Raw genomic sequence first — 13148 nt, 5'->3', positions numbered from 1 at the left:
CTAGTGGATAATTTCGTAGCAGGGTTCGTAATGGCTGCCAGGTAGTTTCATCCGCTTCTGCTGGACGAATGAGGTCAGTAGTTTATCAATGCGATGCATCAGTTCCGGATCTCCGTGGAGTTTGAATTTGCCGTACTTCTGGATATTGGCTACGCCTTCTTCCTTGATGTTACCAGTGACAATACCGGACATGGCCCGGCGCAGGTTGGCGGCCAGCTCTTCGGAAGGTAGTGAGCTGTCCAGTGTCAGTCCGGCCATATTTTCATGGGTAGGCGTGTAGGGTGCCTGAAAGGTGTGCTGGATATGCAGTTTCCAGTTGAAGTAGAAAGCATCATTAATTTTTTTACGGTACTCCGTAACCTCCCGAAGCCCTTCCTGCATCAGGTCGGAGACGGTTACCGGATCGTCGATAACGATTGTGTAGAGTTCCTGAGCCTCCGGGCCAAGGGTATCGCCGATAAAGTGATCAATCTGCTCAAAATACTCCTGGGAGGAAGCCGGTCCGGTGAGGATAAATGGATAGGGCATATCCAGGTTGCGGGGGTGTAGAAGAATACCGATCAGGTAGAGAATCTCTTCGCAGGTGCCTGGGCCTCCGGGGAAGGCGATAATACCGTGGCCAAGGCGGACAAAACCTTCCAGCCGTTTTTCGATATCCGGCATGATAATCAGTTCATTGACAATCGGGTTTGGGCTTTCTGCGGCAATAATCCCGGGTTCGGTCAGGCCGATAAAGCGTCCCTTGTGAATACGCTGCTTGGCATGGCCGATATGGGCACCTTTCATGGGACCTTTCATTGCCCCCGGACCGCAGCCCGTACAGATGTTCATACCCCTGAGGCCCAGCTGATAACCGACATCTTTCGTGTATTTATACTCTTCACGGCCAATGGAGTGACCGCCCCAGCACACGACAATGTCTGGCGTTTGTCCGGGCTGGTAGGCATTGGCATGGCGCAGCATTTCAAAAATCAGATTGGTGATGTCCTGGGAGTCATCCAGATCAAGCAGGCCATGGGCTTCTATCTCGCTGTACAGGTGAAGAATATCCCGGACTACAGAGAACAGATTTTCCCGTACTCCCCGAATCAGCTCACCGTTCACAAAAGCGACGGAGGGGGCGTTGATCAGTTCCAGCTGCAGACCACGGTGCTCCTGGAGAATATGAATATCAAAGTCGTGGTAGAGTTCCATCAGTTCCCGGGCGTCATCCAGTTCCGTGTCGCAGCTCAGAACAGCCAGGGCGCACTGCCGGAATAGCGTGTACAGCCCCGTGTGGCTGGTGTCCTGGAGTTTGCTGACTTCATGGGCGGAGAGTACATTCATGCTGCCGGCCGGGTTGACCAGGGCATTAACGGTAAGGCTGTGGGTCATCAGGCAGTCCTTTTGCGTTTGAAGGGAGACCTGACCTTTTGTTCTTGCTGCCAGGCTCTTCCGTAAGTCGGTGTCTTTGAGTCATGTGACGAATAATTCTGCACATTACAACAGTATAGGGCGTACAGGCAGTTCACTGTTCCGGCCTGCCTGTTTTGCTGAAAGCGGGCCGGAAAGAGTGAAAACCCTGCTATTGTCATCATACTTTTACAATAATAATTCCTGTATGTGGAGTTTTGAGGTATGGCAGAAGAACAGGTCATTATTGTTGACGAAGACAATGAGGTGACGGGTACCGTGCCCCGCAGCCGTATGCGGAGAGAGAGGCTCTGTCATCGGGCCGTGTATGTGTTTGTCTTTAACAATGAAGGGGAACTCTATATCCAGGAACGCACAATGACCAAGGATATCTGGCCGGGATGCTACGACCTCGCGACTGGTGGCGTAGTCGCGGCCGGGGAGGATTATGATACGGCGGCGGTGCGGGAGCTTGGTGAAGAAATGGGCATATACGGTGTTCCTCTGGAGAGCCGATTGCATTTTTATTATCAGGATGAAACCTGCAAACTCTGGGGCAAGCTCTACAGCTGCCAGTGGGATGGTGCTATTGTACCCCAGCCGGAGGAAGTCGCCCGGGTTATTAAAGACCGTCCCCAGCATGTGTTGGAAAATCGTACTTTCCGCCCTTATACCCCTGACAGTCTTGTGGCACTGGAGAAACTTCAGGGACTGGCCGTCTAAAACCTTACCCGGCGCGTTGTCCGGATATGTTCATAGCATCTTTCTTGTGTCCACTATTCGCTATTAAGGGGTTGTATGTTTACCGGTATTATTCATGGAAGCAGGCAGGTTGAATCTGTAGAAAGCCGTGAGGGTTTTGCCATCCTTACCATTCAGCTGGGCAATGACCTGTGCCATGGCTTGAAGCCGGGTGCGAGCGTGGCCGTGAATGGTGTCTGCCTGACGGTGACCGAGTGCAGTGATGAAGCCGCCCGGTTTGATGTGATGCAGGAAACCCTGCGGGTAACCAATCTTGCTGAACTCCGTGAAGATGTCATGGTGAATGTTGAGCGGGCAGCCCGCTTTGGCGATGAAATCGGCGGTCACAATCTGTCTGGCCATGTCCATGATATGGTGACGGTGGACTCCGTAGAGAAAACCCCGGATAACACCACCATTACTTTTGAGTTTGACCCCCGCTGGGAAGATTATCTGCTGCCCAAAGGCTATGTGGCCCTGAATGGCGCAAGTCTGACCATTGGCGCGGAAGTAGCGAATAACCGTTTTTCTGTTCACCTTGTGCCCGAGACTTTAAGGATGACAACCTTTGACCGGATAAAGGCAGGGGATCGGGTTAACCTGGAAGTCGACAGTCAGACTCAGGCAATTGTGAATACAGTTAAAGCGATTATGGCGAAGCATCTGGCTGATGCCTGATTAACAATGATAAATGCTGATCAGAAAACAGCACTCACATAAAAATATGTTCCAGGCCGGGTGTATGTCCCTGTATCGGGCTGTATATCTTCTGAAGATTTTTCTGGATTTTCTGGCAGGCGTATTGAAGCCGTTGCTGCTCTTTCCGCGATATTTGATACCCGGTTTGATTCCTGGCTTTGTCGGTGAGTTTTCTAGCCGTTTTCCAGGCGTCTGTTGAGGTCAATCCGTCAGCCGCTTTCCCGGCTTCCAGCAGTAAACGGCTGCCTTTGTTTATACCGGGGGTTGATGACAGGGCATTCTGCCACTTTCTGACATGCTCAAGGAGCATGTCAAGATCTTTGGCGATTTTGGTCGGGTCAAGCTTCTTGTCTTTTCTATCGGTTTCCACTCTTTGGTGTTGAGGTTTGGGCGGGTACTTATGTTTTTTTCTTTGATTCTGGGAACGTGCGTGTTCGTGAAGACCAATCTGCTCTCTGGCTTCCTGTAACTCTTCAGCCAGCTTCTGATGTTCCTGATTGTTGATTGTGGTGGTACTCAGGCGGTACAGAACCGCTAATGGTGTTGCCGGGTCTGAACGGCGCAGTTCATCCTGCAGGGCTGTGAGATGCTCTTCAAGCCTGTGGAATTCTGCCAGTGTCTGGGGATAAGGGTGGTCAGTCAAAAAAGAAGAGAGCAGCTCCTGTTTCTCTGCATCGCTTGCTGCTGTTTCCAGGTCTTCCTGGTGCCAGCGCAGGCTGTTAATACGTTGTGTCAGGGCAGTGTCGTAAAGTTCCTGTGTCCATTGTTCCGGGAGGGTTCTGGTTAGCTGGAGAGCAGTACGGGCATCGTTCAGGATATTGCCTGTCTGGGGAATTTTTTTAACGGGAAGACTTTTGCTGGATGTTAGCTGAATACTCTTCGTGGCCTGTTGAAGTATTTTGCCCAGGGGAATCTCCCGGGTCTTCCTGTCCAGTAAATCAAGCCGCTTCATCACGGGCGCAGCCAGCAGAGGCATGATCCAGGTAATGGTTCCCTGGGTGCAGAAGGCAATAAACCGGCTGAAGACACCGTGTTCGCTGGTAATGGTAATTTTCAGGCAGCTAAGGAAGTCCTGCATATTGATACGGGAATTGTGTACCGGCAGCTGGTCAATCATCACGCCAAAGTCCAGCCTGCTGGTCAGCAGATTGGTGAGATAAATAAAGAACCGGCCCGGACGGCTGCTGGTGACGGACATCAAAAGTTTCAGCAAAGGTGACAGGGCACCACTGGCTGAGAGAGTGATTTTCCCTGACAGGTTGCCATCCAGCTCCGGCGAGATTTTCAGGTCACAGATTTTCCCCAGGGCACTGCCGGATATCGTGTTCTTCTGGCAGATGGCCAGCAACTCTCCCAGCGGGTCACGGAATTTGATCAGTGTTTTTTCACTGTTGACCCGGGTGTTGAGTCTGGTGCCCTGCTGGTCGTGAATAACCGTGGTACCAATATCATGGGCCCGGATTTTGCCGTTGATATCCCCTTCAATATCAAAGCTGGCTGAACGGGCCTCCACATCAACACGTCGGCTGCTTTGAGTGCTTTCTATGGCAACTAAAGCGTCTGTGGCTTTGGCTTTAACATGGACGTCTATACCCAGTTGGTCCTGCAGCTCATCGGCTTCCAGTGCCAGTTCTCCGCCCTGGGCGATAACCTCTGTGGTTTCTTTGTTTGTCTGAATATCAACAGAGCCTCTGGTCAGGGACGCGATAATATGTGCCGGTTGCAGTGATCTGTACTGGTTTTCTCCATCGTCAGTGGGTGTCTGTCCCTGCAGTCCTGCCATCACATCCGCTTTCGCTTTGCCAACCGAGGCATGAATTGTGGATTCAGACGCACTCTGTTGTATATCAACAGTAAGATCGTTGATAAGAGTTGGACCTTTTTGTTCCACAAGCACAGGCAGGGGAAAGGTCTGAGTGGTTTTCGCCTGGTGCAATGCCACTTCTCCGACTTGTGTCTTATAGCGACTCCGGCTTTGGCTGCGAGTGCTTTTGGCAACAATATCTGCAAAGGAGACGCCTGCCTGCACTGCTCCCCTGCACTTCAGGTTGGTTTTATCGGTGGTCAGAGAGAGGTTTTCCTCGCCCTGACTGTTTTGTTTCAGGGTTGCGGTTACTGCATCGGTGGACAGATCCAGAACCAACTCCACGGATTTATGATCTGTAGAGGTGGCATGTTGTTGCTCTGCCGCAGCACGTATATGTTCCATCAGAGGGTTGGCATCATCAGGCAGATAACTTTTCACAAGGTACAGTTGTTGTTGGATAGATGGCGGAGCCAAGGCTTCAGGCTCTGCTTTTATTCGGGCTTCAATATGGCTTTCCTGCAGGTCAACGTCTGCTTTGAGTGTTGTTTCTGGTGAGGATGGCTGTTCCGCCTCCGCACTGGTGGTTTGAGTGCTGTCTATATGGGCAGATAAACCTTTCAGTGATATATCAGCACTTCCGGTAATACCGGCCGGTATAATCGTGTTCTCTGGCGCTATACGACCACGGACTTCTGTACAGCTGATATCAATGTGTTGATGTTCCTGGCCCACCTCACTTTCATTGTTGAACTCTGTGACCAGTTCTGTTGCCGTGATTTCCGCAGGTACCGGGCCATAAGCTGTTGCGACAGAGGTGCTGTCTGAAGTAAGTCTGGCATGGTGCAGCCCAAGGTTGGCATCCTGTTGGAACTCCAGCTGGGTGTTTGAGCTGCGGAAGTCCGAGGGAATAAACTGCGCTGGAGGTGATGTTTCCGAGTCTTCTCCACTGATTTTCACTGTACTGCTTCCCCCGGCACCTTTGAATGATACGGTACCTTCCATACCTACGACTTTGGTGACTGGTTGCTGCCAGGTTTCTACCGGAGCGGGAGATGAATAAAGGTGCTCCTCCAGTTCCTTCTGGATAGCAGGGGCTGCGAGGATGCGGGCGTCAAAGGTGATATCCTGGGCCTGTATCTGGTCGATATCCACTGCTACAGGAAGTGGAGCCTGGTCGTCTGTAGCGGGGATGGTCCGAGCTTCGGCTTTATCAATGCTGGCTTTGATGTGGGTACTCAATGGGTCCGGCGCGGATATCTCAAATGCCAGCCCTTTCCCTCTGGTTTCGCGGGAGCGCACGAGACCATCAGCATCGTGGATATTAAGGTGTTGAAGATGGATTCTGGTGGTTGGCATGTCTGTGTTTTCCTCCGGGCTGACCGTCAGAGTCATGCCCTGCACGTGTCCATGGCCAGAGGTGATGCGTGTGTCATCAGTAATGCTGTTGATACCACCGCCTATATCAAAGCTCTGAGCGTTTACTTTGTTTGCTGTAACTGTTGCCACCTGAGTGTCTGAGTCAAAGTCAACACCGACATCTTTTACCGTGCCGCTGAAGGACATACCACCATCCAGTTCGGTCTCAATATTCCGGATATGCCCGTTAAAACGCACGACAGCCGGATGCTCTTTGGTGTCCGGTGTTTCCGTAACTTTAAAGAAACCATCCTCAAGCCGGGTATGGCCCTGGATATCCCAGGGTAGTGTCAAAGTGGCATGGGATACATCTATGTCGGTGTCCATTTCCCTGAACGTCAGTTCGGTTGTTGTTACCCCTGTCTCCTGCTCTTTTTCCCTGGCCATATGCAGCCCGGAAAGGGTGTTGGGGTAATCACCGGGTGTTTTTTCTGTGGCCAGTTGAAGATGGGGACACTCCATGCGGAGCTGACCTTCTGTGGTGTCCATGGTGAGCTGGTCGGTTTTCAGGTGTAGCTCGGATTGGGCAAACACTGCGCAGGGCAGCAGCTTGCTGAGGGTGTTCTTCAGATCTTCCGGTATAACCTGCTCAAGGCGGTCACTTTCAAGGCTGGCATCTAGGTTGGAGAGTTGCAGCCTGTTGCCATCTTTTGTGTCTGACTCTGTTGCGAACTTTACCTTGTTATGTTGGATAGCGCAGTTATTAATACGTAGTATCGCAATATTGTCTGCCCTGCCGGGAGCTTGCAGGGCAAGCTCGCCCTCCTCCATTTGGCAGGATATAGATGTCGGGCTGAGGTAGTCCTGGGCGTTGAATATCAGGCTGGGCCAGCTCCAGGCAGTGCTGGGAACCGTACCGTTTTTAAGCAGGGCATTGATAACATCTCCCCGTTTGAAATCCAGCTCCAGATTTACCGAGGGTAGATGGATAGTGCCATCGTAAATATTTCTGTTGGCCAGATACTGAGCCTGGCCTGAAACACTGATTTGAAGTGACAGGCGTGTGCCTGTTTCTGTTTCTTTCGTTTCGACCTTGCTCAGGGAGATAGCCAGATTCCGGAGGGAGAGGTTAGCCCCGGGGATAAGCAGCTGGTCAAGATAAATAAACTGAGGGAATGTTTTTCTTTCGCTGGGTGTTTGGTTATAGGCTCGGGACAGGGTTTTCAGTATACCCGACAGAGATTCTGTATTCAGGCTGGGGGTAAAGGTAGTAATGCCAAAATGATTAATCAGGAAAAGCAGAATTTTGTTGGCAAAGGCTGAAAGCGTTGAGAACTGAGGGCGAAGTGTGACTTTCCTCTCGCTGGTGGGTTTGGAAAACCAGTTGCCAGGATTCAGGTAATTCAGCCAGCCGCTTTTTGGCTGGTCTTCTGCTGCTTTGCGCTGCTCAATGGAGAGAGTGTGTGTTTTTTCGGTCTTTGGAAGAGCTTCAGGTGTAGGTGGTGTCAGGCTCTGAGTTTTTTTCTGATGTATAGAAAGATTGGGAGCTTCAGCAGTAAAATCACTGTGCGTGTTTGTCTCGGAAGGAAAGTGTTTTTTACCCTGGGTGGATTGTGGTCCATCGGTATGCTGCTGGCCGGTGTTTCTAGCAGCAGGATGTGATGGTATTGAAGGTGACTGGGCTGAGATGGGACGCCCTGAACCATTGACGGGCATATTTGGCTTCCTGCCTTGAAATTCCTGTATATATCTTGATTTAGTTTAGGTGTTTCCGAGGCAGATGTTTGCGGGTGGTACCACTATTTCTATATAATTCCTGTGACACTCGTTACTATTTATTGTTCTAAAAACAGGGTGGACAGTCAGAGTCCTGACGGGTATAAATAAAGTGCTCACAAACATAAAGTGTCCAAGCGTGGGTTGCCTACGCTGCTTGAGCGAGCATAGAGTAAAAAGCTGCTTCATCCGCAACAGATAAGCAGCTTTTTTTATACCCGACATTCCTGCCCCCTTGATCAGAAATCCATTCTTTAAACTGGTAGAAAAATGCCAGCATAAAGGCTGGCATTCAGTCGTGCTGTGGCTTTAGCGAATATTAAAAGAGGTGTTTCTCTACATCGCTAAAAGTTTTGGCAAAGTAAGCTGTCATCCCTTCACGAATATAATCTGGCAACTCGTCATAGTCACTGCGGTTGGCTTCCGGCAGGATTACAGCTTTAATATTGCTGCGTCGTGCAGAGATAACCTTTTCCCTGATTCCCCCAACAGCCAGAACATGGCCGGTCAGGGTGAGTTCCCCGGTCATGGCCAGAGACTTGGGCTTGCGGCCTTTGGCAAGGCTGAGCAGGGCACTGGCCATAGTTACGCCAGCACTGGGGCCATCTTTTGGGGTGGCACCTTCCGGTACATGGAGGTGGATGAAGGATTTATCAAAGAAACCTTCTGGCGCGCCAAAGCGCTTCAGGTTACTCATGATATAGCTGTAGGAGATTTCTGCTGACTCCTTCATGATTTCCCCCAAGCGTCCTGTCAACTTGAATCCGGGGCGCAGAGTATGCACCTTACTGGCTTCCACAGGAAGTGTCGCCCCTCCCATGGCTGTCCAGGCCAGGCCGGTAATTACCCCAACACCATGCAGCACTTTTTCTTTGCAGAAGTAGGGCTGGCCAAGATAATCCTGCAGGGCTTTAACACCGATTTTTATTTTCAGGTCACGGTCATCAAGGATCTTCAGCACAGCTTTGCGTACTAATCTGGCCAGGAGTTTTTCCAGGTGCCGAACGCCGGACTCCCGTGCGTAGCCTTCAATCAGTGCTCGCAGGGTGACATCATTGACTTTCACCTGAGACTTTTTCAAACCAGCCTTGGCCAGCTGTTTGGGCCAGAGATGGTTTTTGGCAATGGCGATTTTTTCCTGGGTGATATAACCGGAAAGACGCAGGGTATCCATACGATCCAGTAGAGGTCCGGGAATGGTATCTAACTGGTTGGCTGTGCAGATAAACAATACCTTGGACAGGTCAAGGCGCATATCCAGATAGTGATCGAGAAACTCGCTGTTCTGGGCCGGATCCAGCACTTCCAGCAGAGCGGAGGCCGGATCGCCCCGGAAAGAGGCACCGATCTTGTCGATCTCATCCAGCATTATTACCGGATTAGTGGTTTCTACCTCTTTCAGGGCCTGCACCAGCTTGCCGGGCAGGGCACCTACATAGGTGCGGCGGTGGCCTTTAATTTCAGCTTCATCCCGCATACCGCCCAGGCTGAATCGATAGAATTTTCTGTCGAGGGCGTTGGCCACTGATTGCCCGATAGAGGTTTTACCCACGCCCGGAGGGCCGACCAGCAAAAGGATGGAGCCGGAGACTTCCTGCTTGTAGGCACCTACCGCAAGAAACTCGATAATGCGGTCTTTTACATCATCCAGCCCGTCATGGTCTTTATCCAGTACAAGGCGGGCGTGTTTCAGGTCGAGGTTATCTTCTGAAACCGTTCCCCAGGGAATGCTAGTGGCCCAGTCCAGATAATTGCGGGTTACGCTGAACTCCGGTGAGCCAATCTCCAGCATGGAGAATTTGTTCAGCTCTTCGTCAATCTTCTTGCGGGCAGCAGGGGGAATGTCCAGGCTTTTCAGGCGCTTTTGGAACTCTTCCAGCTCTGCGGTCTTGTCATCTTTGGCGATGCCCAGCTCTTTCTGGATAACCTTGAGCTGTTCCCTAAGAAAAAACTCCCGCTGGTGTTTGTTGATCTTGAGGTTAACTTCCTCACTGATTTCACTTTGCAGGCGGGCGACTTCCTGTTCCTTGCGTACCAGCACCAGAACCTTCTCCATACGTCGCTGGGTGGAGATGGTTTCCAGCACTTCCTGCAGCTCTGGCCCGGGAGCGGTGGTAATTGCCGCAGCAAAGTCCGCCAGGGGGGAGGGTTCCCGGGGGCTGAAGCGGTTGAGGTAGTTTTTCAGCTCTTCACTGTACAGGGGGTTGAGGGGCAGCAGCTCCTTGATTGCATTTATAAGAGCCATGGCGTAAGCCTTGAGGGTATCTTCGTCCTCTTCCTGGTCTCTGGGGTATTCGACCTGTACCAGATAAGGAGGACGACGGCGCAGCCAGTTTACAATACGGAACCGTTGAACCCCCTGGGCAATAAACTGAATCTGGTCACCCACTTCGATAACATTGTGGATTTTCACGGCACAGCCTATTTCCGGGAATTCTTCCGGTTCGGCAATCTCGTTCGTGCCTTCTTTTATAAAAGAAAGCCCGAGAACCTTGTGTTCTGTCTGGCTGACGCGCTTAAGGGTCTCTTCCCAGGGGGTGGCTCCAAATACCAGGGGCTGAACCTGGGCCGGAAAGAAGGGGCGATTAGTGGCCGGAATCAGGTAAAGCTTGTCCGGCAAGGCCAGGTGGGGGAGAACCAGAGCTGTGCTGCTCTCATTCTTGTTTTCGGTATTGGAGATAATTTCTCCGCTCTCATCATGGGCTTCGTCGTGTTCTTCGTTCATATCAATCTGTTCGCAAACGGTCTGGGCACCTGTTACAGATTAGCCATTGATGGGTGGCGGAAAGGTAACAGTCTGCGGTTTTGGAAAGTGATATTGTCCAACTGGACGTATGTATGGAGGCGGTTTGCTGATTTTAAAAGGGTATGGAGGGATTATGGCTAAAATTGAACCGGGTGAAGGCAGCTCAGATGGGCGTGGTTGATTTACATGCAACAGGGCGGTTAAATGATCTTGCGACAACATAATAACAATAAAAGGATTTTCCCATGAGTTTTTTTCGTATTTTGACGATATTGTGCGCTTTTCTGGCGTTTAACAGTTCTGCTCTCGTACTTAAGGGTGTTGAAATTCCCGAAGTTATCCCAGCCACCAAAGAGCGACCCGAACTTAAGTTGAACGGTGCTTCTGTGCGGGTGATGTACCTGATTGTGAATGCTTACATTGGCCAGTTGTACCTGGAGAACCCCAGCAGTGATCCTGAAAAAATTTATACCGATGACGGTTACAAGAGAATGGTCTTCCATTTTATGGCCCGCAAGGCCAGTGGACGACGCATTGCCAATGTTATGAATGAAGCGCTGGAGTTAAATCTGACACCAAAAGAATATATGAGTTACCAGGATAAGCTGGAGCAGTTAACAACAATGTTTAAAGGCCGCCTGACCCGGGGAGAGGTAGGCATGGCAGAATATATTCCCGGTGTTGGCACTCGTATTGTGGTGAAAGGCGAGGAGAGGGGCATTATTCCCGGTAAGGACTTTTTTAATGCCCTGCTGACAGTATGGATTGGTGAGAATCCGGTCAGCCGTGAATTCAAGCAGGGCATCCTGGGCCTTTCTCTGCAGAAAGGCCCAGAATCATAAGTGCATAAAGTAGAGCGGGTCAGGCTTTTTTTCGTCGTTCTAAAGCTGCATCTGCGGAGAAGAGCAGCAGGGCCAGCCAGATAAAGCCGAAACTGATCTGCATATTGGAGCCGAAAGTTTCTCCGTAAACCAGAACCCCCAGTATAAGAGACAGTGTAGGGGCCAGGTACTGCATAAAGCCCAGGGTGGTAAAACGCAGCTTTGTGGCAGCTGTCGTATACAGTAACAATGGCAGGGAGGTAACTATACCGGCCATAACCAGCCAGCCGCTGGTGGCCGAGTCCTGCAGGCTCAGTGACGAACTTCCCTGATGACCAAGCCAGAATATCCATCCCAGGGCCAGGGGAACCATCATCATGGTTTCCAGTAGTAACCCGGAAAGGGCCGGAACCGCGATCTTCTTGCGTATCAGCCCGTAAAATCCAAATGAAGCAGCAAGCAGAAGTGATACCAGGGGCAGGCGGCCAAGAACAGCTATCTGCCAGGCAACACCGGCGGCAGCCAGAATCAGAGCCAGGGTCTGCAGCCGTGAGAGTTTCTCCTTCAGGAAAGCCATGGCAAGTAGAACATTAAAAACCGGGTTCAGGTAGTAGCCCAGGCTGGTATCGACAATACGGTTATTGGAGATGGCCCAGATAAATGTCAGCCAGTTTACGCTGACCAGCAGTGCGGAAATAAACAGCCGTGTACGGTGTTTCGGGTTTTGAAAAATGTTCCGGGTGTGCTGCAGCTGTTTGGTCAGAAAGGCAATAGTAGCCAGCAGCAGGAATGACCAGAGTATACGGTTGGCCAGCACTTCTGTGGCGGGTACATGGGCCACCTGTTTGAAATAGAGTGGGCTGAGGCCCCAGATGGAAAATGCGCCGACTGCCGAAAGCGCAGCAAAAGTGTTTGAGCTGGAAGTGCTGTGTGTATCGCTCATTATCTGCCAGATGAAGGAGATGAAAAAACCTTTCCAATAAAGATGGAAAAGTATTGAAATTGGTATTCACTGCCGGTATATAACCGCTCGTTATTGTATTAGTTCCTAGTCTTATACAATAGCCCAGTAGTCTGTTTTTATCGGCCACACTTTCCTGTTATGCCGGTTCTGGACCCTGTTTTTCCATATTTTGTTGTTTTGGAGATTGTGTTTATGGCGTCATCCTTGGTGGAGTTCGGGCTGCTGTGCCTGACTTCGCTGTTTACCATGATTAACCCTGTCAGCATTGCCCCGATTTTTCTTTCCCTGACTGCGGGGCTGGAGTCCAGCCAGCGTCGGGATGTGGCAAGACGGGCGACTATTACCGCGTTTGCCATTCTGGTGTTTTTCGGACTTACCGGCTCGGTGATTTTTAAGGTGTTTGGTATTTCAGTGCACGGCTTGAGGATTGTAGGTGGCGTGCTGTTTTTTATGATGGGTTATGAAATGGTCCAGGCACGGTTAAGCCGTACCCGCTTTGATAAAGAGGAAGAACTGGAAACCATGGACGCCTATTCCAGTGATGTGGCGTTAACGCCCCTGGCGATTCCACTGATCTGTGGGCCGGGCGCTATTGCCACTGTAATTATTCTTATGCAAGAGCGGGATCTGGCACATCAGCTTATTCTTTTGGCTAGTGTGGCAGTGGTGTGCCTGGTGACCTGGGTCGCGCTGTTATTTGCCAGCCCGATTATGAACCGCCTGGGCGAGAGCGGGAATAAGGTGATGATGCGGGTAATGGGATTGATTGTGATGGTGATTGCTGTTGAGTATTTCTTTGCGGGGCTTGGTCCCATTGTGCAGGGAATCCTGAAAATACCAGCCTGA

At 50.9% G+C, this 13148-nt stretch carries 8 protein-coding genes; 4 read left to right on the top strand and 4 right to left on the bottom strand.

Annotated features, from left to right (window positions below; translation table 11 throughout):
* Entirely contained in the window at positions 1-1374 is a 1374-nt protein-coding gene (gene ppnN, locus ACY2RQ_RS06560) for a nucleotide 5'-monophosphate nucleosidase PpnN (protein ID WP_490112162.1), read from the bottom strand.
* A 243-nt stretch (positions 1375-1617) separates the two neighbouring features.
* Between ppnN and yfcD the strand changes: the two genes are divergently transcribed.
* Positions 1618-2115 carry an NUDIX hydrolase YfcD gene (gene yfcD, locus ACY2RQ_RS06555; RefSeq protein WP_490112161.1) on the top strand — a complete coding sequence of 166 codons (498 nt, stop codon included), beginning with the start codon at positions 1618-1620 and terminating at the stop codon, positions 2113-2115.
* A gap of 75 nt (positions 2116-2190) precedes the next feature.
* Positions 2191-2811, top strand: a complete 621-nt coding sequence (locus ACY2RQ_RS06550; protein WP_490112160.1) for a riboflavin synthase subunit alpha — start codon at positions 2191-2193, stop codon at positions 2809-2811.
* A gap of 34 nt (positions 2812-2845) precedes the next feature.
* Here ACY2RQ_RS06550 and ACY2RQ_RS06545 read toward each other — a convergent pair whose 3' ends face one another.
* Both ACY2RQ_RS06545 and lon read right to left on the bottom strand, forming a co-directional pair.
* Positions 2846-7711, bottom strand: coding sequence for a hypothetical protein (locus tag ACY2RQ_RS06545; protein ID WP_490112159.1), 4866 nt, complete (start codon positions 7709-7711; stop codon positions 2846-2848).
* Positions 7712-8090: 379 nt separating this feature from the next.
* Positions 8091-10496: an endopeptidase La gene (lon, locus tag ACY2RQ_RS06540; RefSeq protein WP_490112158.1), complete on the bottom strand. Its 2406-nt coding sequence runs from the start codon at positions 10494-10496 to the stop codon at positions 8091-8093.
* A gap of 266 nt (positions 10497-10762) precedes the next feature.
* On the opposite strand from lon, the gene ACY2RQ_RS06535 reads away from it, so the two are divergent.
* Positions 10763-11359 (top strand): chalcone isomerase family protein, encoded by a 597-nt coding sequence (locus ACY2RQ_RS06535; RefSeq protein WP_490112157.1) that lies wholly within the window; start codon positions 10763-10765, stop codon positions 11357-11359.
* A 19-nt stretch (positions 11360-11378) separates the two neighbouring features.
* Here ACY2RQ_RS06535 and rarD read toward each other — a convergent pair whose 3' ends face one another.
* Positions 11379-12281, bottom strand: coding sequence for an EamA family transporter RarD (rarD, locus tag ACY2RQ_RS06530; protein ID WP_490112156.1), 903 nt, complete (start codon positions 12279-12281; stop codon positions 11379-11381).
* Between the two features lie 213 nt (positions 12282-12494).
* Between rarD and ACY2RQ_RS06525 the strand changes: the two genes are divergently transcribed.
* Positions 12495-13148 carry a MarC family protein gene (locus tag ACY2RQ_RS06525; protein ID WP_490112155.1) on the top strand — a complete coding sequence of 218 codons (654 nt, stop codon included), beginning with the start codon at positions 12495-12497 and terminating at the stop codon, positions 13146-13148.

The organism is Parendozoicomonas sp. 209JJ7-1, assembly GCF_058147085.1.
Note: the sequence above shows the minus strand (reverse complement) of the source record. Positions and strands in the feature narration are given on the sequence as shown.

What these genes read in the sequence shown, in the direction of transcription:
- ppnN (WP_490112162.1), bottom strand. Translation starts at nt 1,374, where the DNA reads ATGACCCACAGCCTTACCGTTAATGCCCTGGTCAACCCGGCCGGCAGC.
- ACY2RQ_RS06550 (WP_490112160.1), top strand. Translation starts at nt 2,191, where the DNA reads ATGTTTACCGGTATTATTCATGGAAGCAGGCAGGTTGAATCTGTAGAA.
- rarD (WP_490112156.1), bottom strand. Translation starts at nt 12,281, where the DNA reads ATGAGCGATACACACAGCACTTCCAGCTCAAACACTTTTGCTGCGCTT.
- yfcD (WP_490112161.1), top strand. Translation starts at nt 1,618, where the DNA reads ATGGCAGAAGAACAGGTCATTATTGTTGACGAAGACAATGAGGTGACG.
- ACY2RQ_RS06545 (WP_490112159.1), bottom strand. Translation starts at nt 7,711, where the DNA reads ATGCCCGTCAATGGTTCAGGGCGTCCCATCTCAGCCCAGTCACCTTCA.
- ACY2RQ_RS06525 (WP_490112155.1), top strand. Translation starts at nt 12,495, where the DNA reads ATGGCGTCATCCTTGGTGGAGTTCGGGCTGCTGTGCCTGACTTCGCTG.
- lon (WP_490112158.1), bottom strand. Translation starts at nt 10,496, where the DNA reads ATGAACGAAGAACACGACGAAGCCCATGATGAGAGCGGAGAAATTATC.
- ACY2RQ_RS06535 (WP_490112157.1), top strand. Translation starts at nt 10,763, where the DNA reads ATGAGTTTTTTTCGTATTTTGACGATATTGTGCGCTTTTCTGGCGTTT.